The following is a 24,002-nucleotide window of genomic DNA, read 5'->3' as shown; positions in this document are numbered from 1 at the left end:
AGACATGAAAAAGCCCCTTAACTGTCAGCTAAAGGGCTTTTCTGTGAGAGCAGAAACACCTAGGGGTTACACGGCGGTTAGCAGCGGCTTTCCAGCAAAATGGGCAGCCAGATTATCCACTACCAGCTGGGCCATGGCCCCACGGGTTTCATAGGTACCGCTGGCACAGTGGGGCTGCAAAACCACATTATCCATGGTCAGCAACGGCGCTGGCACGTTTGGCTCATCCACAAACACATCTAAGCCTGCCCCAGCGATAGAGCCTTGTTGTAACAACTCCACCATGGCGGGTTCATCCACCACTGAGCCACGGGAAACGTTAATGAAGTAGCCTTTTGGCCCTAGGGCCGTCAGTACTTCTCGACTGATCATACCCTGTGTGTCTGCGCCACCCGGCACCACAGGGGCCAGCACGTCCACGTCCTTTGCCAAGGCAACTAAATCATCGTAATTGGCATAATCCACTTCAGGCTTAGGAGAACGGCTGTAGTAGCTCACGATCATGCCAAATGCTTCGGCCCGTTTGGCAATGGCTTTACCAATGCGACCTAGGCCTACGATACCGAGCTTTTTGCCCTTAATGGCGGTATTTAAAGGCATCATGCCTTTTTCTACCCAGCTACCGTCTTGAATCCAGTTCACCGCCGGTAAGAATCGACGCAGGGTTGTTAGAGTCAGCATCATGGCCATGTCCGCCACGTCATCGGTGAGGACATCAGGGGTATTGGTCACGGGAATGCCACGCTCATGGCATTTGTCCACACAGAGAGTGTCCAATCCCACGCTAGAACAGCAAACAATCTCTAAGTTAGGCAAACGGGCCAACAGGGACTCTGGGAAGCCACCGCCGCCGTGAGTCGTCACCACAGCACGAATACGCTCGCCCACCTCGTCCAGCATCGCCTCTTTACCCTGTTCATCTGCTTGGTCATAACGGTGAAGTTGGTAGGTTTCTTCCAGTATTTTCATTTGTTCTGGTCGATTTGGCCAAACCACTAATACGTCGATTTTACTCATCTTAAGATTCTCCCGTAGGCAGCCTGTCTGCTGCCAAAATATGCCTAATCCATGTTTTTTCTCGTATTGGGCTTACTGATTCGCAATTCATAGGATCGATAACAAAGGGGGGCCAATGAGCACCAACACCGCAGAACCGATTAAGGTCGAAGTGGCGATGGCGTTAGCCGTTTCTTTGCCGTTGCTACCATGGGCCACCGATACTACATAGGCTGAAGCCGCGATGGGGGCACCAAAAAACAGGAATAAATAGAGCTGTTCATGCTGGCTAAAGCCCAACAATGATGCGCCTATGGTCAGCACAATCGGGCTGATAAACACCTTAATGCCCATGGCAAAGGTGGTTTGTTTCGACATGGAAAAACGGCTGGTCGCCAAAGAGCCCCCGATGCATAAGAGCGCCAAAGGCAAGGTCACGCCCCCGAGGTATTTCCCCGCAGACACCACCTGAGACGGCACGGGCAAACCAATTAAGTTCACCAAGATACCCGCCGCTACCCCTACAATCATGGGGTTGGTGGCGATGGTTTTAAGCAGGACTTTGATGTCTAGCTTGCGATCGTCTTGAAACCGAGCGAAGGCCGTCTCTGCGAGAACGTTAAAGGTCACCGAGGTAATACTGGCAAGCACACCACCAATGACCACCCCTTCGTCACCAAACATGTTGACCACGAGGGCCAAACTAAACACCCCTGTGTTGCCACGGAATGCCATCTGAATGAAATGACCGCGCTCGTTTTCAGGTAGGTGAATACGGCCCGATGCCCACCAGGCGAAGCCAAAGGTCACCATGATGCCGACAAAGAAATACACAGGTAGCTGCCATGACATGACGTCCCCAGGAGAGGCGCCCAGCATGCTGAAGAAGAGAAGGGTCGGCATGCCCACCATGAACACAAAGCGGGAACCCGACGAGATAAAACTGTCGTCGATGATGCGTCGTTTACGTAAAAACGTGCCGACCGCGATCAACAATAGCACCGGTGCAGAAACATCCAATATTGCAGTAAACGCCGACGCATCCATATTCCACTCCTGAATAGGTTTTAGTTCGCTCCAACAAAAAAGGGGCACATAACGTGCCCCATAAAATAGCGAGTTTGGAGTCTAAGTTAGCAAATGCTTACTTTACTTTTCCATCTAGCAACTGAGGCACATTCAGAGGGTTGGCGTCTTGGATCGCCGCAGGCTGAAGCGCTACAGGTAGATCTTGGTAACACACTGGACGTACGAAGCGATCAATCGCCGCGCTGCCCACAGAGGTCGTACGGGAGTCAGACGTTGCCGGGAACGGACCACCGTGAACCATGGCATGACACACTTCCACACCCGTTGGGTAAGCGTTACACAGGATACGACCTGCTTTGCGCTCTAGAGTAGGTAGTAGGGCACGAACTGCTTCTGTGTCTTCGTCTGTCATTTGGATAGTGGCCGTTAGCTGGCCTTCCAAGTGTTCTGCCACCGCTTTGTACTCGTCCAGATTGGCACATTGGATTACCAAAGAGGTAGAACCGAACACTTCGTCTTCCATGGATGGGTCCGCTAGGAACGCCGCAGCCGTGGTTTTGAATACATGTGCCTGACACTGGTTTGGCGCATCGCTTGAGTTGCCTTTACCCACTAGCTCAACACCTTTGTTGTCCGCTAGCTTAGCCACACCTTCACAGTAGGCTTGGTAGATGCCCGGTGTCAGCATGGTTTGTGTGCCTTGGGCTTGGATTTCAGATGCTACCGTATTGATGAAAGTATCAGTCGCTTCACCATCGCAAGTCACAACAAGACCAGGGTTAGTACAGAACTGACCAGCGCCCATCATTAGGGAGCCCACAAAGCCTTTACCGACCGCTTCCGCTTGTGTCGCTAGCTTGTTTGGCATCAAGAATACAGGGTTGATCGAGCTCATCTCTGCGTACACAGGGATCGGCTCTTTACGGGCTGCAGCGATGTTCATCAGCGCCACACCACCAGAACGAGAACCGGTAAAGCCCACTGCTTTGATGGATGGGTGCTCAACCAAGGCAGCGCCCACTTCACGACCAGAGCCGTACATCAAAGAGAAAACACCTGCTGGCATGCCTGTCTTAGCGGCTGCAGCCGTGATCGCACGACCAACAAGTTCAGCTGTGCCAGGATGGGCAGAGTGTGCTTTAACAATAACAGGACAACCTGCTGCTAGTGCAGAAGCGGTATCACCACCGGCAACAGAGAACGCCAATGGAAAGTTAGACGCACCAAATACTGCAACAGGACCCAATGGGATGTACTGAAGACGTAGGTCATTACGTGGCAGTGGAGTACGCTCAGGCATCGCAGGATCGATGCGCACGTCTAGGTATTTACCTGCACGAACCACGCCTGCGAACATGCGCAATTGACCCATAGTACGGCCACGCTCACCTTCAATACGCGCTTGTGGCAAACCAGACTCTGCCATGGCGCGCTGAACTAGGGTGTCGCCTAGGGCTAGGATCTCGTCAGCAATGGTTTCTAGGAAAGTTGCACGTGCTTCAGGTGTGGTAGCACGGTACGTATCGAATGCTTGCCATGCGGCGTCAGCGGCTTGGTTAACCTGCTCTTTGGTACCACCTAGGTAAGCAGGTGCCATGATTTCGTTGGTTGCAGGGTTGATCGCTTCAATGGCTTTCAATGAGCCTTGAACCTCCTGACCTGCAATCAGAAGTGTGCCTTTAAGTTGAGCTTCCATTTGTATCCCCTTTTTGAGCGGATTAAGCCAGCCTGAGCCAGACTTAATAGTTCATCGAGAGGTTAATCAAACGTGTTGGAGACACTGTAGCGTTGGTAACGTTGGAATGCTCGGTTCAAATGCTGGTACATGGCATCTCGGGCCGCATCCGAATCTTTTGCTTGGATGCTGGTTAAGATGGCCTTGTGCTCTGCTCGCACTCGTTCCAAATATTCTTCACTGGCTACATGGTCAACGTCTGAATTAACCAAGTTAGCTCGTGGGATAACGTTCTTATTAAACTGTTCGTAGAACTGCTTAAAAAATGGATTGTGGGTCGCTTGGCAAATGGCTAAGTGGAATTCATAGTCTTCTTTACGAGCCAGCTCACCGCGCAAAAGCGCCGCGTCAAACTCTGTAAAGTGCTGTTCCATTCGTGCCAAGTCTGCATCGGTACGACGCTCAGCGGCCAGTGCACAGGCGGCACTTTCAACACTCATGCGAATCTCAAGGATGTGCAAGATGTCTTTGATCGCCGTCGGATCGACGTTGTATGCAAACACGTTTTCACTCGACATGGAGCGTAGCACGGTCGTGCCCACGCCCCGTCGAGTTTCCACCAATCCTAATGACTTGAGTTGGGTAATAGCTTCACGAATAACAGTTCGGCTCACTCCAAACAGATCACACAGGGCGCCTTCGGTGGGCAGCTTGTCGCCGACCTTAATGCGTCCAGAGGTAATCTCTGTTTCCAGTTGCTTTGCAACGGTGGTGGCGAGGCTATCGCCTTTGCCAACTCGTTGGATTTGAAGTGTGCTACTCAATGTTTCGTTACTGCCCATGCGTCTCATGCCATTATTTTTTATAGAACATTATCCTAGAGCGCATTATCTAACAAGCGTTGGTTTCTTCGGATTGAAGGTCCAACCAGGAATTAAGAACTGCATCGCCATGGAGTCGTCACGTTGACCCAGTGTTAGCGACTTGTACAGCTCATGTGCTTCCATCAATTTCTCACGATCCAATTCAATGCCTAGACCTGGAGTGGTTGGCACGGCGATCTTGCCGCCTTTGATCTTGAATGGGTCTTTGGTAATGCGTTGACCATCTTGCCAAATCCAGTGTGTGTCGATGGCAGTGATTTCGCCCGGACACGCTGCGGCAACATGAGTCATCATCGCAAGTGAGATGTCGAAGTGGTTATTACTGTGAGAACCCCAAGTCATGCCCCACTCGTTACACAACTCACCCACTGCTACTGCGCCTTGCATCGTCCAGAAGTGACAATCCGCTAGAGGGATGTCCACAGAGTCCAGACGCACAGCGTTGCGGAATTGCTGCCAGTCAGTGGCGATCATGTTAGTAGCTGTTTTCAAACCCGTACGGCGTTTGAATTCAGACATGGTTTCACGACCAGACCAAGCCCCTTCTTGACCACATGGGTCTTCTGCGTAGCTTAAGATGTCTTTAATCGGTGTTAGGTACTCAACCGCTTGATCAAGGGTCCAAGCACCGTTTGGATCTAAGGTTAGACGCGCGTCTGGGAAAGCTTCATACAAGGCACGGATACAGTCCGCTTCTTGATGGCCGTCCAAAACACCGCCTTTTAGTTTGAAGTCTTTAAAGCCGTAACGCTCGTAGGCACCTTTTGCTAGGTTAGCAATGGCATCTGGCGTTAGAGCTTCTTCACCACGAACTTTGTCCCATGCATCAATTGGATTGTCGTAGCTTGGGTACGGTAGATCGGTTTTCTTGCGATCACCAAGGAAGAACAAGTAACCCAAAGCTTCCACTTCATCACGCTGACGACCGTATTGGCCCAGTAGCTCAACCACTGGCAAGCCCATGTTTTTGCCCGCAAGATCCAACAAGGCGGACTCAATACCTGTGATCACGTGTACCGCAGTACGTAGGTCAAAGGTTTGGTTGCCGCGTACGTCGTCTGCTTGACCAGAAGTGGCTTCGCGCACAGAGGAAATGATGGACTTCCACTTGCCAACACTCTGGCCCACGATCAATTCTTTGCAACGCTCTAGGGTTGAAATGATGCTGTCTGTGGCTGGGATTTCCCCAAGGCCGATGTTGCCATCGTTGTCTTCTAGCACGACAACGGTACGGATGAACCAAGGGGCATGGCCGCCACTTAGGTTAAGTAGGAAGCTGTCGTAGCCTGCAACCGGTACGACTTCCATTTTTTTAATGGTGGTAAACATAATTCTCTCCACTCAATGAGCAAACGGGAGAGCAAACTCTCCCGTTATCGACTTATTTGTTCTGTTCGATGATCGCTTTTAGTGCCGCTAGATCAGCATCGTTAGGCATAGTTAGTGGCGGACGTACGTCACCAGCAGGCATACCTTGCAATGCAACACCCGCTTTGATCAAGCTCACTGCGTAACCTTTTTTCGTGTCACGTAGACGGCAGAACGGAATGAAGAAGTTTTGAATGATGCTGGTCACAGTCGCTTTGTCACCGGCACGCAATGCTTTGTAGAAGTTCATCGCCATTTCAGGCATGAAGTTGTACGCCGCAGAAGAATAAGTGTTAACACCGATTGATAGGTAGGCTTCAGCGAAGATCTCCGCTGTTGGTACACCACCGATGTAAACCAAACGATCACCCACTGTTTTGATTGTGTCGTTCAATGCAGCGATGTTACCCACGCCGTCTTTTAACGCCACCATGTTCGGGTTACGCGCTGCCAATTCTTTTACGGACTCAGCGCTTAGGATGCCGTTACCACGGTTGTAGTAAACGAACTGGATGTCAGCACTTGCCATGACTGCAGACGCGTATTCAACCACGCCATCTTCTGGGCATTCTGTTAGGAAAGGAGGCATCAACAAGATACCGTCACAGCCAGCATCCGCAGCAATGTTAGAGAACTTAGACGCATCTTTGATGCTACGACCCGCTGCAGCGATCACAGGCACACGACCTTTTACCGTAGCAACAGACACTTCTACGATTTCACGGAAGTCTTCTTCGTCTAGAGAGAAGAACTCACCTGTACCGCCTGCGATGAAGATCGAAGACACACCGTGAGCGATGAAAGCTTCCAAACGCTCTTTGTAAGTTTCAGCGTTAAATTTACCGTTCGCATCAAAGTCAGTTACTGGGAAAGATAAAAGACCATCACTCAATGCTTCGCGAATTTGTTCTACAGAAAAAGCCATGCTGTTTTCCTCTCTTGTTGTTATTTGTTTGAGCCTAACGGCTTGTTGGTATGATGTTTACTTGTAATACATCATACAACTATACAATTAAATAGCAATGCCATTTACGATTAAAAATCAGGTCACTGGTGCAGGGTTAAATAACACCAAGTCGTTGTGTAGGCCGAGCTTGTCTGCCGCCACTTGTTTGCGGCCAGACGCCACATCCAGAATCAGGTGGAAAAGCTCCCAACCCGCTTCTTCTAAAGTGATCTCTTTGGAAGCAATACGGCCAGCATCCATGTCGATCATGTCGTGCCAGCGCTTACCTAAGGTAGAGTTTGTAGACACCTTAATCACTGGAGCGACTTCTAAACCGTATGGCGTACCTCGACCCGTGGTGAACACCTGAATGTTCATCCCCGAAGCGAACTGCAAGGTGCCACAGATAAAGTCACTGGCTGGGGTCGCAGCGAAATTCAAACCACGCTTACGAATGCGCTCTCCAGGACTCAACACATCAACAATAGGACTGTTACCGGACTTGGTAATGGAGCCAAGGGACTTCTCAACGATGTTGTTTAAGCCGCCTTTTTTGTTACCCGGAGTCGTGTTGGCACTGCGGTCTGCTTTACCTTGGCTCAGGTAATCATCAAACCACTGCATTTCACGGAGTAAGGCCTGACCCACTTCAACCGTGTCCGCACGGGGCGTTAACAGATGAATGCCGTCGCGCACTTCGGACACTTCCGAAAACATCACGGAACCCCCTGCACGCACAATCAAGTCAGACGCATAACCCACTGCTGGGTTAGCGGTCACACCAGAGAACGCATCACTGCCACCACACTGCATGCCCACTACAAGCTCAGAGATAGGACAAGGCTCACGACGACGTTTATTCAAACGCTCAAGGTGCGCTTCCGCCATCTCCATGATGTGATCCACCATATCTTGGAAACCATGGTGATTCTCGTCTTGCAGACTGACCACATGGTCTTCTAGGGTCTTGGCCGCTTCCGAGTTCGGCAGAATGTTTACCGCTTGCTCATCATCAATCTCTAATAAGCGAGACGGTGATAACTTCTCACAGCCCAGACCGATAACCATGATCTCACCGCCGAAGTTTGGGTTCTTAGCAATGTTTTGTAGGGTACGAATGGGCACAATGGCCGCTGGTGCCGTAATGGCCACACCACAACCGTAAGTGTGGTTCAGCGCCACAACGCCATCCACATTCGGGTATTTCGGCAGCAAGGTCTTCTTGATCAGTTTCACCACATAATCCGTGATCCCCGCCACACATTGCACACTGGTGCTAATACCTAGAAGGTTTTTCGTGCCTGCGGAGCCGTCTGGATTACGATAACCATCAAAGGTGTAACCTTCTAATGGCTCAAATGCTGGTTTTTCGCGAGTGGCCAGTTGCAACTCATCTAACTTAGGTGGCGTTGGCATATCCACGACTTTTTCAGACACCCAAGAACCTTGCTTGATGTCGTGCTTCGCGTAGCCCACTACCTCGTTATAACGGCGCACTTGGCCACCGGTTTCGATGTCCACCAAGGCCACCTTGTGACCTTGTGGGACGTCTTCAATCAAAGTGATGCCGCCGGGCAATTCTGCCCCTTTTGGCGCGCCACCTTGGTTGAGAATAATCGCAACGTTGTCGCTCTCATGAATTTTAATTAGTACGTAGGAATCGCTCATGATTACGCCTCTTTATTCGCTTGTTGCTTGCTCTTCTTGTGGATCATAACCGACACCACAACAGACAGAATGATCAGCCCCCAAAGCACCATAGCAATTGGACTCTTAGTCACAAGCACCGAGTACTCACCGTAGGACTCCAAGCTTTTCACAAAGTAGACTTCCGCAGAGCTACCTAAGATAAAACCGATCACCAAAGGCGCGACTTCGATACCAATCTTGGTGAAAATCCAACCGGCCACACCGAAAATCAACAGCGTCCAAACATCAAACATGATGCCGTAGTTGATGGCATAAGCACCTACCGCACACATCATGACGATGATTGGGTAAAGGATAAATTTCGGAATCAACACCACTTTGGCAATGTGACGGATCGCATAGAACATGACGATGAACATCACAATGTTGGCAAACATCAAGCCAGTGATCATGGAGTACCAAGTATCGATGTTTTCACCGATAAACAACGGCCCCACTTGTAAGCCCTGAAGGGTAAAGGCACCGATCAAAACCGCTGTGGTACTGTCACCTGGGATACCCAAGGACAATAGCGGGATCAAGGCACCACCGGTCAAACTGTTGTTGGCAGACTCAGACGCCACCAAACCTTCCGGCTCACCTTTGCCTAATTTTTCAGGCTGTTTCGACAAGTTTTTCTGCTGGGTGTAGGCCAAAATAGACGCTGCACTACCACCGATACCCGGCAACATGCCCACAAAAGTACCGATAGAAGAGGAACGGAATAGGTTACCGATTTGACCTTTAAAGATATTGAAGGAAAACGGCTTACCTTTGGACAGGTTCACCTTGTTCTCAACCGAGGTTTCCTTGGTGCCTTTTTCCGCTTCTTCGATGATGGTGGAAATACCAAACAAACCGATCAGCACTGGCAATAGGGAGAAACCGTAGGCCAAGTAGGGCTCCATGAAATCCGCCATCAGACGGTATTCACCGTTACCACCGTTGGACACATCGTAGGTACCGATCAAGCTCAACAGCACACCTAATAAGCCACTGAAAACCCCCATTAGGATGTTTTTCGATAGGGATGCAATCACCGACATAGCAAAGAAGATCATCAAGAACTTCTCAACATAGGAGAACTTAATCGCAAAATCCGCCAAGATCGGAGCAAAAAAGAACAAGATCACAGCACTAAAGAAGCCACCAAACAAGGAAGCTACAATACAAGTCTTCAAGGCACGCTCGGCTTCGCCACGCTGTGCCATGGGGTAGCCATCAAAGGTTGTCGTAATAGAAGATGGGGTACCCGGGATGTTCAGCAATACCGCTGGCACCAAGCCACCGGAAATGCCACCCACGTATAGACCCAGCAACAGCGCCAAACCGTCGTGCAAACCCAAGGTATAGGTTAACGGCAAACACACCGCTACCGCCATAGTGGCTGTCATACCTGGAATCGCACCAAAAATGATGCCGATAATGGATCCTGCTGCCGCTAATAGGAAGTACGCAGGCGAGAGTAATTCTAAAAACTCCATAGTGTCACTCCACTAGCCTAAGGCATTGATACAAGGAAGAAATGATACAAAACGACCCAGACAAGCGTCGGTGCAATCAATGCATTAGCCGTAATGATAATAAGGTTGCGGCGCGTCCGTTCATGGCAGTAGAGCATCGACATTAAGAACACAAATGGAATCGATGCCAAAAGAAATCCTAATCCCATGTTGGGCAACATCATCCCGATGAAGTCCATACCCCAGAAGTAGGCAGGGATTAACGCTAAGGTCGCGATCAACCGAAAGAAGTCCGCGTTCTTAACAAAAAATTGGTATTGGCCTGTGCGAATAGCACGTAGTACAGGTCGGAAATTCACCACCACAATCACCAGCCCCAAAATCAACACCAGCGCAATGATGATACGCGGGAAAAACAGATGAGATTGGTCAAAATCGATGACGACATTATTCAGTGAGGAAAACCAAGACATAACAAACCTCTCTAAGAAGTCAAACACTCCGGGGGCAGGTACCCCCGGAGCGGCCATCTACATAAGGATTACTTGTGTAGACTTTGGATAATTTTCGCGTAGCTGTCGCGTTTCGCCATCAAGTGCTCTTGCGCTTCAGCAGATTTACGGAAATTAGGGATGAAGAAAGACTTCTTAAGGGTTTCTTGAACTTTACCGTCAGCAAATACTTCTGCTAACGCATTGTCTAAGAACTCAACGGTCTCTTTAGACATACGTTTGTTGTACAAGAAGAAGAACTCTTTATCGAAGGTAAAATCGTTCTCAGCATCCATTGGCACTTTTACACCAAGGCCGGATGCGTACTGCATCAACTGATCACGGGAGGTTTGTCCCATACCTTCTGGGTTCGCATCTTGTACAGTCGACGCTTTTGCAGTCAACCAAACAAAGCTCATCGCTTTTTGGTCATCAGCAGGCAGGCGAGTGTACTGCTCGTTGGCTTGCACACTACCGTTAATCACGTCCGCTAGACCGTCAAACATCGCTTGGTTTTTATCAGACTGAGAACCTGTGTTCAAAGCAACAATGTTGTCTTCTTTGCCTGGGTAAGCAAGACGCACAGCGTTTTTCATTGCAGAGAAACCGATTTCAGAAACACCACCTGGTTGGATCGCAACACGGATGGTTTCGCCGTTACCTGCCGCATTCAAAACTTCATCCATAGATTTGTATGGAGAACTTTTAGAGACTAGGTAAGCGTTACCTGGGTTGGTAGCAAAGGTTGGACCGACGTTCCATTTTTTGAATGGATCTTCATAGCCCTTCTTGCCGTACAAGTTGCCTAGGTAAGCTTGGTCATGGAAGATCATTAGGGTGTTACCGCTTGGTACACGTGCAAGTGCTTGGTAACCCGCAGAGAAACCGACAGCATCTACTTTAACGTTGGCGTCGATTTTGGCTGCTAACGCTTCGGCAATGATCGAAGACGCTTGGTAAGTGTCTCCACCGGTCGATTTAGAACCGATCACGATACGGATATTGCCACGGATTGGGTTATCCGCTGCGAAAGCGATTGTTGGTGCAGCAACAAGAGTAGTGGCTAATACAGCTACTTTTGCATTTTTTAGAATATTTTTCATAGTTATTGTCCTGTCCCGTAGTTGTTTTTGTATTAGACGAGATATCGCGCTCTTTAAGCTTTTCTAAGGATGCTTCCTACAGAGAAACGCTTAAAATTGACTAAAAGAACGACTTAATCATACATCATACAAAGTCACTTGCAACTGTCTAAACACGAAAAAATTTTCCATATCTGGCCTGAGTAAAACAGGTAAAAATCTGTCGCAAAAACCTAATGAACGTCTGCAAAATAGCGATAAAAATCCAAAAAAACTCTATAAAACAAGCAATAAAACTCACTTATTCCGTCATAAAAGACACTAAAAATACTGTCATTTTGGAGCAAGAAGACAACAAAAAAAGTTCGTTACCCCACCGAATATTCATCAATATCCGGTGGGGTTGTCAAAACTTTTGTCAGAAAAAGAAGGGAATTAAGAGGCAGAAGTGATGGCTGAAGTACTCGAACGAGGCGCTGACACCACAGGCGCTTCACGGACCTGAAGAATGTCGTAAGCATAAGTTTGAGTCAGAGTGAGGAACTCCTTTTTAATTTGCGTTAGAGCACGGGCTACCATCCCCACAATAGGGTTACTCGGAGCAAAGCTCAGTTGGAACTTACGCAAATCCAAACTTAAAGAGGAGTAAGTATCAATGGCTTGCTCAAAGCACCCCATACGGCACTGGCACTCCGCCAGATTTAAATCTGTGACCACCAAGGCGTTAATCGCTCCTTCCGTGTCGAACCAGCAATCGATCATTTGGCGTGCCGATCGCGAGGCATCACGATAGTGAATCTCCGCCTCAGTATTGTTGCCCGTATGAAATGCCTTGTTACCTGCCACGATTAACCGTTGCCACTGTTCCATTGAATACCTCTCCATCAATGAGAATTTCATTAATGATAATCAGTATCATTTGCATTTGTCCAGTTTAATCACTCAATTCTTTGCGCCACGTCAGCAATCCAACACACCCAAAGGGTCAGATTGGCCTCATCCGGTCCAGAAAAACCTAGCACCAACCCTAGTGGAGCAGGCTCCCCCGAGGGATAGTGCGAATGCAACCAAGACAAATGCAAACCCTTTGCGCGACAGCCTTGATCCAAAGCTTGCCACCAAACATCAGAAGTGTAGTCCGGTTTCACATGCAGGATGACATGCATGCCACCACTGGGTCGCTCCCAGTCAAACCACTGACCCAAATGACGGTCCAAGGCATCAATCAGCACGTCTCGCTTATGACGATACAGGCGGCGCATACGGTTCAGGTGTCGGTAAAAACTGCCTGTCTCCATGAAATCGGCAATCACCGGTTGTACCGGCAAAGACGCCGATAACCCCAAAGCCTGCTGACTCCCCATGATTCGCTCCACCTGAGAACTTGGCGCCACGATAAAGCCCATGCGTAAGCCACGAAACAGCACCTTTGAGAAGCTACCCACATAAAACACCCGCTCGCTGGCCGCCCCACGGCGCTGGGCTAATTGCATCAGGGGCGCTTGAGGTTTGCCTTGATAGACAAACTCGTTGTCGTAATCGTCCTCAATTACATAGCCCTGACCGGACGCTAAGGCTTCTAGCCATTGCTCCCGTACTGGTGAGCTGTAGCTAATCCCTAAAGGGTACTGACGGTTAGGAGTTAAAATAGCCCCCCACTGCTGTAGGTTCTCAGGGGGATGCGCCCCTTGGTCTGTTACAGGCAGGCTTAGACTGTCATAACTGGACACGCTTGCTTGAATGGGTGGGTAGGTTGGATTTTCTAACAGCCAAGTCCGTGTTTCTGAACGCAGGGCATGGGTCAATAGGGCCAAGGCATCCCGATTACCAGCGGTCAGGATAATCTGCTCAGGGGAACACTCTAATCCACGCAGCGCATAGAGATAATCCACAATGGCCAAACGCAAAGGCGGAAAGCCCGCCCGAAATCCACCAGTAAGTAGATTGGGATCTGGATTCAACCAGCTACGACGCATACTCGCCGCCCAAGCCTTACGGGGGAACGCCCCCACGTCTACCCCTGAATCAAACGCAAACGTAGGTGCCACAGGCTGAGAGCGAGCCACAGTCGAGCTTTTAGGCATCACACGCTCTACCGCAGCCACAAACACACCGCGCTTGGGCTCACTGATCAGCACTCCTTCCGCAATGAGTTGCTCATAGGTCTGAATCACCACACTGCGGGAGACTCCCAGAGATTGCGCCAAGGAGCGACTGGAAGGCAACTTATCACCTACCCCCAATCGCCCCTGCTCAATGGCTGCTAAGAGCTGTTGCTGTAACTGCTGATACCTTGGGGTCTCATTGGACTCCAAACTAAAGGAAAGGCTGGCGATCATGTTCTGGACTGGCCTTAATCTACTTAAATATTAGATTCTCAGCCTACCAGATCTTAAACCTACCACCAGAGGATTTAGCCATTGACCAGAGTTTTTAAGCGCTGAACTACCGCCATGGCGTCTTGGGCCAGTTGTTGCTCATCTACCCCGAGGACTCGCCCGTCCTGCACCACTGGCTTGCCATTGACCAAGCTGGTGTGGATCTCACAGGGTTCACCCGCCATGACAGGGGCCCATTCACTTTGATGAATGCCAGCCAAACGAGGATTGTCTAAACGATACAGGACAATATCTGCCCCATAACCCACGGCCAGTTGGCCTGTTTTAAACCCTAAAAGGTCAGCGCCATTTTCTGTGGCCAACCCCATAACGCCCTCTGGACTGGTGGCGTCGGCCCCATGCTGGGTGCGGTGCAGCAACCAAGCAAGGTTCATCTCTTGGAGCATGGAACCTCCTTCACTGGAAGCTGAGCCATCCACCCCTAGGGTGATCTTCATGCCTGCTTGAGCCATCTCAATCACTGGCGCAATACCACTGCCAAGACGGCTATTAGACGTAGGACAATGGGCAATACGTGTCCCAGACTGAGCCAATTTTTCAATGGCTGGACGATCGGCTTTCACCAGATGGGCAAACCAAACGTCCTCCCCCAGCCAACCACAGGATTCCGCATAGTCCACGGCGCTCATGCCATGTTGGGTTTGCGCCACTTGCTCGTCGTAGCTGACTTCTAACAGATGGGAATGGCGTTTTAGCCCATTGGCTTTGGCAAACTTACCAAAAGCCAGCAGATCGTCTTTAGGAGACGTGTGTACCAAGCTGGTGGGCGCCACCACCAAGCGGCGCATACTCAACTCTGAACCATCATGGTAGCGCTGACGACTGGCTTCCATACGGCTGAGGGCCATATCTAAGGTTTCTGGCTGAATCCGATTGCCCTGCATGCCTCGATGGCTGCCAGTGGTGGTCGTGGCCCCGCGACACAAAGCAAAGCGAATACCCAGCTCTTCTGCTGCCTGCCAAACCGCATCCTCTAACTCAGGGGAAGTGCCCGCATGATACAAATAATGCTGATCCGCACAGGTGGCGACACCCGAGCGCAGCAACTCATAAAAGCCCACTTTGGCGGCCACATACATGTCTTCTGGGGTAATCTTGGGCCAATAACGGTAGGGCACTTGCGCCAACCATTCCCCTAGGGGGACCTGACGACCTTCAGGGATGCCTTTTAACACGGACTGGGCAAGATGGTGGTGAGTGTTCACAAAACCGGGGTAAGCCACACAATGACAGCCATCGATGGCGATTTCTCCATCTTCTAAAGGTAAATCTTCACCTAGGGCGGTGATCACACCGTCTTGAATGCGAATACTGTTGGCCGAACCCGCAACGGTTGGCATGGCGGATAAGTTCTGTATGAGATAGCGGCTCATGTCCTCTCCTGAGTTGGAAAGAGCAATGTCTTGATCGTCATAACGATGCTAACCGCTTCTACTCTTTTGCATTGGGTACACATTACATAAAGTACAAATTACATAGGGTAATAAGTAAGGCATCGCCACGACGGCAAGCCATTAAAATGAGAAGCAAATCTTATACCAGCGTGAAACGCTCGTTTCACAACTAAATCTCACCAAAACGGTTAGACCAAGACTAATAATGTTCCGTTATAGTGCAGAAAAACATAAAACGTCGCCAATCATGGGGTTAAAAGTTGGCCTATCGCTTGCATTATCATAACCAAGGTCTCCTAAAGAGGCCCATTGGAGCTGAGTAGAAGCGGTCAGGTATTGATGATACCCGGGCATTGCTCACTCCCATTCGACGATGCCGAAGCGGCGTGTGGAATGGGAAGTGACAGCCGTTGTACTCGCTGTGTAACCCCGATCCTCTCGCCCTCACCCACACCGACTTCGTGACTTTGTCGTGTTCATTCCGCCTAGCGGATTAATCGATCATTTCGGAGTCTCACTATGTCCAAATTTCATCTTGTAAAACACCCTATTGCCCGCACTCTTGCCTTGGCTGGTCTAGCCTCTGTGAGCGCTTCTGCGTTTGCAGCGGACGCGGTTCGTTTCCAGCTTGATTGGCTACCAGGCGGGGACAAAGCACCGATTTATGTGGGCCTTGCAAAAGGCTTCTTTGAGGAGCAAGACCTAGACGTGAGCGTGGCCACAGGCCGTGGTTCAAACGATGCCATCACCAAGCTCGCCACCAACAACGCCGACATGGGACTAAGTGACTTGGTCGCCCTGTTGATGGCTAAAGCAGAAAACGAAGTGCCCGTGAGCGCCGTTTATTCCGTCTTCAGTGAAGCCCCCCATGCTTTCTTTGTGTTGGAAGATTCGGGAATTGAAAGCGTCAAAGACGTGGAAGGCAAGCGCATCGCCACTTCCCCTTACACCTCTTCCAACGTGTTTTTGCCTCTGCTACTGAATGTGAATGGCGTACCAGAAGACAGCATCAAGTTGACCAAAGCCGATCCGGGCGCTCTGAACGCCATGTTGATTCAAGGCAATACGGACGTGGTGATTTCTTGGGTGACGGATACGGTGAAATACGAGCATCAAGCTCAGATCGCAGACAAATCCATTAAGGTGATGCCTTGGTACGACGCTGGTCTCGCCTTCTACGCCACCTCGATTATTGGCTCTGATCGATTCTTATCAGAACAGCCAGAAGTGGCGAAGCGCTTTGTTACCGCCTACGCCAAAGCCATTGATTACACTTGGTCCCACCCTGAAGAAAGCGGTGAGATCGTCCATGACATGGTGCCAGAAGTGGATGCAGCCACCGCCACCGACACCATCAAATCCATTAAAGGTCTGGTGTTTAACGCCGTGTCTGAGCGTGACGGCATGGGCGCCCTGACGCCTGAACGCCTTGCTACGACTTGGCAGTGGACAGCAAAAGCCCAGAACAAGCCTGTAGACAGCTTTGATCCTGAATCCGCTATCAACCGCAGTGTATTGAAATAAGCGTTTTCGATTGCCTCGTCAGCGATGTTCACCCATCGCAATCCTGACGATTTACCGCACCGGCAACGGTGCGGTCTTTTTGTGAAGCCACTCTTTAAAAGTCTTCACCACAGGATCTTCTACCTGAGACGGTGACATGACTGAGAAATAGCCATTGGACGAACGGGTCGAAAACGCCGGAAAGGCGGTCAACAGATTCTTGTCCAACATATCATCCACTAGGGTGCCCCACCCCAGCGCCACCCCTTGCCCAGCAATAGCCGCCTGTAACAGCAGGGTATAGTTATCAAACTCCATCACCGTTTGTAGGGGCGACCAAAGACTGTTGTGCTGTTCAAATAAGCGCTCCCAAACCATCCACTTTTCATCGGACTCCGCGTGAAGCTTTAGCAGGGGCGCACTACTGATGTCGGCTAACTGGTTAAACGGCCCATATTCCTCTGCTAACTTCGGACTGCAAACAGGGAACACCTCTTCTTCGAACAATTTTTCCGACACAAAACCTTTGTGCAAACCATCACTGAAGACAATTGCCAGATCGATGTCTTGCAACCCCACATCCACATTACTCTGGGCGGTATGCAGGCGAATCTCGATCTCTGGGTGCTCTTTTCGAAACTCTGGCAAGCGCGGCATTAGCCAATAAGCGGCAAAAGCGAAATCCGTTGCGACATTAATTCGCGGGGTCTTATTTTTTTTGCGGATAAAACTGACCACCTTGCGGATCTCACTGAAGCTCGACTGAGTCGTTTTTAGCAAAATATGACCTTCGTCTGTGAGCTCCACGCCACGGTACACACGACGAAAAAGTGGTGTGTTCAAAAATGCCTCTAAGGCTTTCACTTGCTGGCTTATAGCGGGTTGGGTGGTCCCCAACTCTCGAGCAGCAGCGGTAAAACTTAAGTGTCGAGCCGAAGACTCAAACACCACCAACATTTGTAAGGGTGGCATGTCGCTTTCAGATAACATTAGTTCAGCTTATCCCAATCATAATATTTCAGTCAGTTTACACACAGTTTTATAGGGTGCAACCTAGTAACCATACACAATCTATACACCAGTGACATTATTTTCACTTATTTAATAGAGGCACCAAAATTGAGCAACAAGACTTCTAAACAGCCCAACATTCTATTCATCATGGCTGACCAAATGGCAGCCTCTGCCTTACCCTTTTATGGCGGTAAAACCGCGAAAGTCCCACATCTTGCTTCCTTGGCGGAGAAGGGCGTGGTATTTGACTCGGCTTACACCAACAGCCCGTTGTGCGCGCCATCCCGTTATGTACTCATGACAGGGCAGCTACCGACCCGAATCGGTGCATGGGACAACGCTGCAGACTTCCCTGCGGACATCCCAACTTTCCCATACTACATGCGCGAAAAAGGCTACCAAACTGCCCTGTCAGGCAAGATGCATTTCTGTGGCCCAGACCAACTCCATGGTTTTGAGCAGCGTCTTACCACAGACATCTACCCAGCGGACTACGGCTGGTTCCCAAACTGGGATGACCCAGACACACGCCCAACTTGGTATCACAACATGTCTTCTGTGACGGATGCCGGTACTTGTGTGCGCAGTAACCAACTGGACTTTGACGACGAGGTTGTGTTCCACGCCGAGCGTTACCTATACGACTATGCCCGCGGCAAGCAAGAACGTCCGTTCTGTTTAACCGTGTCCATGACGCACCCCCATGATCCTTACGCCATCACCAAAGAATACTGGGATCGCTATGATCATGATGAGATCGACTTGCCTAAGGTCACCATTGCGAAAGAAGACCAAGACCCGCACTCTCGCCGTTTGCAGGACGTTTACGCCTACTACGACCAAGAGATCTCAGAAGAAGAAGTGCGCAACGCTCGTCATGCTTACTACGGCGCTTGCAGCTATGTGGATGACCAAGTAGGTCGACTTCTGAAAGCCCTGAAAGACTGTAACCTAGATGAAGATACCATCATCGTATTCTCTGGGGACCACGGTGACATGCTGGGTGAACGTAATCTTTGGTACAAGATGTCTTACTTCGAAGGCTCCGCCCGCGTGCCTCTGATCGTTTGTGCGCCTAACCGTTTTGAGCCAAAACGCGTAAAAGCGTCCGTATCGACCATGGACTTATTGCCTACCTTTGTGGACTGGGCGACTGAAAACCAAGGCACAGAATACGCTATGCCGATTGATGGACGCACGCTAGTCCCTCACGTGGAAGGCAAAGACGGCGGTCACGATGAAGTGATTGGCGAGTACTGTGGCGAAGGCGCTATCGCCCCCTTGTTTATGATTCGCCGCGGTCAATATAAATACGTACACTGTTCCATCGACCCAGACCAATTATACGATTTAGAGAAGGACCCTCTTGAGCTAACAAACTTGGCGCAAGACCCAGAGCACGCCGACGTGGTTAAAGCTTTCAGAGAAGAAGCATTGCAACGTTGGGACTCTGATGCCATTACCCAAGCCGTGAAAATCAGCCAACGTCGCCGTCGTCTGATCGTTCGCGCCATGGGCGAAGGCGAAACCAACATCGCATGGGATCACCAGCCGTACTTCCCGGCAACAGAGATGTACATGCGTAACCATATTGATCTGGATGATCTAGAAGCCAAGTCGCGTTATCCAAAAGTGTAATGTTATGCTCTTGGGAGAGCTCAAGAGGCTCTCTCAAGAGACCTGTTACCGATTTGTAATAACAACTCGTTTCACTACCAAATGATTAGATATCACAGAGGAACCGATTCATGAAAAACCCGCGCTTATCAAAAACGCTTATTGCCACCTTCACCACTGCTGCGATTTCCAGCGGAGCCTTCGCGGCCGTGCCAGAGCAATGCCAAACGGTCACCATGACGGATCCAGGCTGGACAGACATCGGCGCGACAAACGGTTTAGCAACCACTGTTTTAGAAGCGCTTGGCTACAGCACTGATATCAAATTATTGGCGGTGCCAATCGGTTACGAAAGCCTTAAAAACGGCGAAATTGACGTTTTCCTAGGTAACTGGATGCCAGCACAAACGGCGTTTTTGGAAAAATACAAAGACAGCCTAGACGTGATTCGCACCAACTTGGAAGGGGTTAAATTCACCCTAGCCGTGCCACAATACGTGGCTGACGCAGGCGTGACAGATTTCGCTGACCTTGAGAAGTTCTCCAAAGATTTCCGTAGCCGTATCTACGGGATTGGTGCAGGCTCTCCAGCCAACCAGAACCTGATGAACATGATCGACAAGAACGACTTTGGTCTAGGGGAATGGCGTGTGGTTGAGTCTGGCGAGCAAGCCATGCTGGCTCAGGTGTCTCGCGCGGTGAAACGAGAAAACTTCATCGTCTTCCTAGCTTGGGAACCACACCCAATGAACGTGAACTTTGACCTACAGTACCTATCCGGTGGTGACGAGTACTTCGGTCCAAACTACGGCGGCGCGACCATCCACACAGTGACACGTAAAGGCTACGCCAGCGAATGTGGCAACGTGGCCCAGTTGTTAGAAAACATGGAATTCACTCTAAACATGGAGAACACCGTGATTTCTATGACGGATGAAGGCATGTCTGCCAACGACGCAGCGAAAAAATGGCTACAGGACAACCCAGCCGTACTGTCTGACTGGTTAGAAGGCGTAACCACTACCTCTGGTCAACCGGGTCTTGCGGCGGTAAACAGCGCTCTTGGCCTGTAATTCCCCCGCCTTTGCCGCTACTTTAACGGCAAGCCTTTGAGCATCACCAACGCCCACTCCTTGGAGTGGGCGTTTTTGTATCTGACGACCATCTAAACTGACTCTATATCTGAACCGACAACAATCTGGACTGGTTAAATAAATGTAATCTGGTCATTTTTAACACATCCAACTCCTTCTATGATGACTTTACTCCCACGACAGACCGTAACCATTGATTTTCACCAGAGGAAAGACCATGTCAGCGTCATTGCAAACGCCAACCAGCACCGTAAAACGTGGGGCAAACCGCGCTTCTTACGATGTTGAGCTGGTACACAAAATCCTAGATGACACCCTACTGTGTCACATTGGCCAGCAGATGAATGGCCAAGTATTCGTGACCCCAACCTGCCATTGGCGCGAAGGGGATTACCTTTACTGGCATGCCCACAGCAAAGCACGTAACACCCATGGGGCGGTAAAAGAAGGTCAAAAGGTGTGTATTAACGTTTGTGAGCTGGATGGATTAGTGCTGGCCCGCTCAGCGTTTCACCACTCGGTGAACTACCGTTCCGTGACCTTATTTGGTGTGCCTGAGCCCATTGAAGATTACGATGAAAAAATGCGCCACTTTAAGCTGTTCGTAGACAAAGTCTCCCCGAACCGTTGGGACAGCCTACGCCCAGTGAAGGACATCGAAGTCAAAGCCACAGGACTGGTACGCATCAAGATCGAAGAAGCCAGTGTCAAAGTGCGAGCGCAAGGAGCTCTGGATGATGACGAGGATTTCGATTGGCCCGTTTGGGCAGGCGTGCTGCCACTGGAAAAACAATGGCAAGCGCCACAGCAAAACGACGATCAGACCCAAGACTACCCTGCACCAACGGCGCCCCACGCTAAATAGTCTGGAAAGCCCTGCGGTCAGACGGCATAAATGCTAGTGATTATTATTTAATAGCGATACACTGAATACCTCTTTCAATGCAGGACGCAGGGGTATTCAGTATGCCAACATCTAAGCCAATCAACCTTGAGGCGCTTTTCGTCCTCGTCTTCACTCTACTGTGTGCTGCCCTTTCACCTATTTTAGAGTATTGGTTAAGTGGCTCGATTATGGCGACTGTCGCTGTCGTACTCGGTATCTGGTGCGCCGTAGTTCTCAGAAAATCCGTCTTCCACCTTCCAGCGTCATCTACCAAAAGCGGCTCGTTTTTAACCGCCAACTTGCGTCAAAAAGCCCTCTACTGTGTCTTTGCCACCGGGTTATTCATGGCTTCCTGCGCTGTGTTTTTCATCACTTATCTGGTCACACATCCTGTATTTGGCGTACCCTTCTTTGTGTTATGGGGCATGGGTCTATGTATCACTTATTCCCAACAGGTCAATCACATGCTCTGGCAGTGGGCTCTTAAGGGCAGCCAGCCTCACCCTTCTAAAACTTAGTCAGTCTCACGCTAGATTAAGAAAATCCAGCAGAATCAGTCACTTTGCTATGGTCGGTGGCACAGACTTTTCATACACTGAAAGGACCCCTTTTCATGTAAATGCCCGACGGATAGCGCACTCATGACCATCGAAATATCGAGCCAGTACATATTTTTAGCTGGGTTGCTTGCCCTGCTCAGTATCCTTGCCAGCGTTCTATCACGCCGCCTTGGGGCGCCCCTGCTGTTGATTTTCTTAGTCGTTGGCATGCTCGCAGGGGAAGATGGCATTGGCGGTATCCAGTTCGACAATTCTGGTTTGGCATTTCTGTTTGGTAACCTAGCCCTTGCCGCCATCCTACTGGACGGTGGTCTCGGAACACGTAAAGAAACCTTCTCCATCAGTTTAAAACCCGCCTTTATGCTGGCCACCGTGGGGGTGTTAGTCACCGCTGGGCTCACGGGGGCTGCCGTGCATTTCTTGCTGGGGTTCCCATGGAAAGAAAGCATCTTGATGGGGGCGATTATCGGCTCCACGGATGCGGCCGCGGTATTTGGTTTGATCCGTAACGCAGGCTTACGTCTAAAAGAACGTACCGGCGCGACCCTAGAGATTGAGTCCGGTGCCAACGATCCTATGGCGATCTTCTTAACCATCACCATGGTGGAGTTGATCAGCACCAGCAACACCAACCTTGGTCTGGCCATGTTGTTGGAGCTGGTACAGCAAATGGGCTTAGGTTTATTAATCGGTTTGTCCGGTGGCTATGTATTAAATCGGGTATTGCCCAAGTTACACCTCACCAGCTCCTTGTACCCATTATTGGTCACTTCCGCAGGTTTGAGCATCTTTGGCATTACCAACCTGTGGGGCGGCAGCGGCTTCCTCGCCATTTACATTGTGGGTGTGATGCTGGGGAACTCCACCAACATGCCCTACAAAAAAGACGTTCATCGATTTCACGACGGCATGGCGTGGTTGAGCCAGATCGGCATGTTCTTGATGTTGGGTCTGCTAGTCGTGCCCAGCCAAATCGGCCCAGTGATCATCCCAGCATTGGCGATCGGTGCCGTGTTGATCTTTATTGCTCGTCCGATTGCGGTGCTCCTGTCTCTACTACCGTTTCACTTTCCTTGGCGTGAGCAGGTGTTTATCAGTTGGTGTGGTTTACGGGGGGCGGTGCCGATCATTCTGGCCTTGTATCCTTCGTTATCAGGGGTGGAGCAAACCCCTATTTATTTCAACCTGGTCTTTGTGGTGGTGATCATGTCCTTGGTATTACAGGGCTGGACGATTCCCCAAGTGGCCCGTTGGCTTAAATTGGAGCTGCCTGACAAAGCGGCGACCCCAAGCTCCTTTAGCTTGGCCTTTGACGATTACCACAACCGCCATATTCTGGTGTATCACGTCCCTGAAGACAGCGATCTGGTGGGCTCTCCCTTGGAGTCTTTACCGACGACCCAATACTCGCGCCCAATGGGTGTCATGCGCAGTGGACAACTCTTGCTGGAGCCTGATCAAGCGCTACAAGCCCTTGATAAAGCGGCATTTTTCTCCCAAGTGGAAGACGATCAAGAACTTAACCGCGCCTTTACCCCAGGCCAAGCCCTACAGCGCACCACCATGAGTCAGTTCTACGGGGACTTCGTGGTCAACAGCGACGCCAAACTGCGGGATCTGGCTTACAACTACTTCTTCTTTATGGAAGAAAAGTATCTGGACAGCACCGTCAAAGAGTTCTTCTTAGACAAGTTCCGCGGCCATGTGGTGGTGGGGGATAAATACCGCTTTGGTGAAATCGAGCTGACCGTTCGTGAGCTAGAAGCGGGGGAAATTACCCAGTTTGGTTTGAAGATCATTCGCTCAAAAACGCACCATAATTAGGCCAATTGATTAAATTTGCACCATTTATGCGCATTTATCAGGCCTTTTTGCTTGCCTATTTTCCCTGAAACGCTAGTCTTGCCCCTTT

20 protein-coding genes are annotated in these 24,002 nt (G+C 50.1%); 6 read left to right on the top strand and 14 right to left on the bottom strand.

What is annotated here, in order from left to right:
• Positions 1–66: 66 nt before the first annotated feature.
• The 13 genes from ACFQ45_RS06750 to ACFQ45_RS06690 form a co-directional block, all read right to left on the bottom strand.
• Entirely contained in the window at positions 67–1,017 is a 951-nt protein-coding gene (locus ACFQ45_RS06750) for a 2-hydroxyacid dehydrogenase (protein ID WP_377366234.1), read from the bottom strand.
• 87 nt (positions 1,018–1,104) lie between these two features.
• On the bottom strand, positions 1,105–2,043 hold the full coding sequence (locus ACFQ45_RS06745) for an AEC family transporter (protein ID WP_377366233.1): 939 nt from the start codon (positions 2,041–2,043) through the stop codon (positions 1,105–1,107).
• A gap of 97 nt (positions 2,044–2,140) precedes the next feature.
• On the bottom strand, positions 2,141–3,721 hold the full coding sequence (locus tag ACFQ45_RS06740) for an aldehyde dehydrogenase (NADP(+)) (RefSeq protein ID WP_377366232.1): 1,581 nt from the start codon (positions 3,719–3,721) through the stop codon (positions 2,141–2,143).
• A 62-nt stretch (positions 3,722–3,783) separates the two neighbouring features.
• Positions 3,784–4,542 (bottom strand): FadR/GntR family transcriptional regulator, encoded by a 759-nt coding sequence (locus ACFQ45_RS06735; RefSeq protein ID WP_377366231.1) that lies wholly within the window; start codon positions 4,540–4,542, stop codon positions 3,784–3,786.
• Between the two features lie 45 nt (positions 4,543–4,587).
• Positions 4,588–5,913, bottom strand: a complete 1,326-nt coding sequence (locus tag ACFQ45_RS06730; protein WP_377366230.1) for an enolase C-terminal domain-like protein — start codon at positions 5,911–5,913, stop codon at positions 4,588–4,590.
• A 52-nt stretch (positions 5,914–5,965) separates the two neighbouring features.
• The gene (locus ACFQ45_RS06725; protein WP_377366229.1) at positions 5,966–6,877 is read right to left on the bottom strand and encodes a 5-dehydro-4-deoxyglucarate dehydratase; all 912 of its coding nucleotides are present in this window, start codon (positions 6,875–6,877) and stop codon (positions 5,966–5,968) included.
• Positions 6,878–6,994: 117 nt separating this feature from the next.
• Positions 6,995–8,566: a galactarate dehydratase gene (gene garD / locus ACFQ45_RS06720; RefSeq protein WP_377366228.1), complete on the bottom strand. Its 1,572-nt coding sequence runs from the start codon at positions 8,564–8,566 to the stop codon at positions 6,995–6,997.
• Positions 8,567–8,568: 2 nt separating this feature from the next.
• On the bottom strand, positions 8,569–10,071 hold the full coding sequence (locus ACFQ45_RS06715) for a tripartite tricarboxylate transporter permease (protein ID WP_377366227.1): 1,503 nt from the start codon (positions 10,069–10,071) through the stop codon (positions 8,569–8,571).
• A 17-nt stretch (positions 10,072–10,088) separates the two neighbouring features.
• The gene (locus tag ACFQ45_RS06710; protein ID WP_377366226.1) at positions 10,089–10,523 is read right to left on the bottom strand and encodes a tripartite tricarboxylate transporter TctB family protein; all 435 of its coding nucleotides are present in this window, start codon (positions 10,521–10,523) and stop codon (positions 10,089–10,091) included.
• Between the two features lie 68 nt (positions 10,524–10,591).
• Positions 10,592–11,644, bottom strand: a complete 1,053-nt coding sequence (locus ACFQ45_RS06705) for a hypothetical protein (RefSeq protein ID WP_377366225.1) — start codon at positions 11,642–11,644, stop codon at positions 10,592–10,594.
• A gap of 414 nt (positions 11,645–12,058) precedes the next feature.
• On the bottom strand, positions 12,059–12,493 hold the full coding sequence (locus ACFQ45_RS06700; RefSeq protein WP_377366224.1) for a hypothetical protein: 435 nt from the start codon (positions 12,491–12,493) through the stop codon (positions 12,059–12,061).
• A 68-nt stretch (positions 12,494–12,561) separates the two neighbouring features.
• Positions 12,562–13,962, bottom strand: a complete 1,401-nt coding sequence (gene pdxR / locus ACFQ45_RS06695; protein WP_377366223.1) for a MocR-like pyridoxine biosynthesis transcription factor PdxR — start codon at positions 13,960–13,962, stop codon at positions 12,562–12,564.
• A gap of 74 nt (positions 13,963–14,036) precedes the next feature.
• Positions 14,037–15,395, bottom strand: a complete 1,359-nt coding sequence (locus ACFQ45_RS06690; protein ID WP_377366222.1) for an amidohydrolase family protein — start codon at positions 15,393–15,395, stop codon at positions 14,037–14,039.
• Between the two features lie 540 nt (positions 15,396–15,935).
• On the opposite strand from ACFQ45_RS06690, the gene ACFQ45_RS06685 reads away from it, so the two are divergent.
• Positions 15,936–16,940, top strand: a complete 1,005-nt coding sequence (locus ACFQ45_RS06685) for an ABC transporter substrate-binding protein (RefSeq protein ID WP_377366221.1) — start codon at positions 15,936–15,938, stop codon at positions 16,938–16,940.
• A gap of 51 nt (positions 16,941–16,991) precedes the next feature.
• On the opposite strand, the gene ACFQ45_RS06680 is transcribed toward ACFQ45_RS06685, so the two are convergent.
• Entirely contained in the window at positions 16,992–17,909 is a 918-nt protein-coding gene (locus ACFQ45_RS06680) for a choline sulfate utilization transcriptional regulator (RefSeq protein ID WP_377366220.1), read from the bottom strand.
• Between the two features lie 129 nt (positions 17,910–18,038).
• Between ACFQ45_RS06680 and betC the strand changes: the two genes are divergently transcribed.
• The 5 genes from betC to ACFQ45_RS06655 all read left to right on the top strand — a co-directional run bounded on the left by betC (position 18,039) and on the right by ACFQ45_RS06655 (position 23,914).
• Positions 18,039–19,571, top strand: a complete 1,533-nt coding sequence (gene betC, locus ACFQ45_RS06675; protein ID WP_377366219.1) for a choline-sulfatase — start codon at positions 18,039–18,041, stop codon at positions 19,569–19,571.
• A 110-nt stretch (positions 19,572–19,681) separates the two neighbouring features.
• Entirely contained in the window at positions 19,682–20,623 is a 942-nt protein-coding gene (choX, locus tag ACFQ45_RS06670) for a choline ABC transporter substrate-binding protein (RefSeq protein ID WP_377366218.1), read from the top strand.
• Between the two features lie 238 nt (positions 20,624–20,861).
• Positions 20,862–21,509, top strand: a complete 648-nt coding sequence (locus ACFQ45_RS06665) for a pyridoxamine 5'-phosphate oxidase family protein (protein ID WP_377366217.1) — start codon at positions 20,862–20,864, stop codon at positions 21,507–21,509.
• 101 nt (positions 21,510–21,610) lie between these two features.
• Positions 21,611–22,048, top strand: coding sequence for a hypothetical protein (locus ACFQ45_RS06660; protein ID WP_377366216.1), 438 nt, complete (start codon positions 21,611–21,613; stop codon positions 22,046–22,048).
• 123 nt (positions 22,049–22,171) lie between these two features.
• Positions 22,172–23,914, top strand: a complete 1,743-nt coding sequence (locus ACFQ45_RS06655) for a potassium/proton antiporter (RefSeq protein ID WP_377366215.1) — start codon at positions 22,172–22,174, stop codon at positions 23,912–23,914.
• Positions 23,915–24,002: the final 88 nt, after the last annotated feature.

Origin of the sequence: Rhodanobacter aciditrophus (assembly GCF_042679525.1) — a bacterium.
GTDB lineage: Bacteria > Pseudomonadota > Gammaproteobacteria > Pseudomonadales > Marinomonadaceae > Marinomonas > Marinomonas aciditrophus.
The sequence above is the reverse complement of the archived record's forward strand: the minus strand, read 5'-3'. Positions and strand labels throughout refer to the sequence as shown.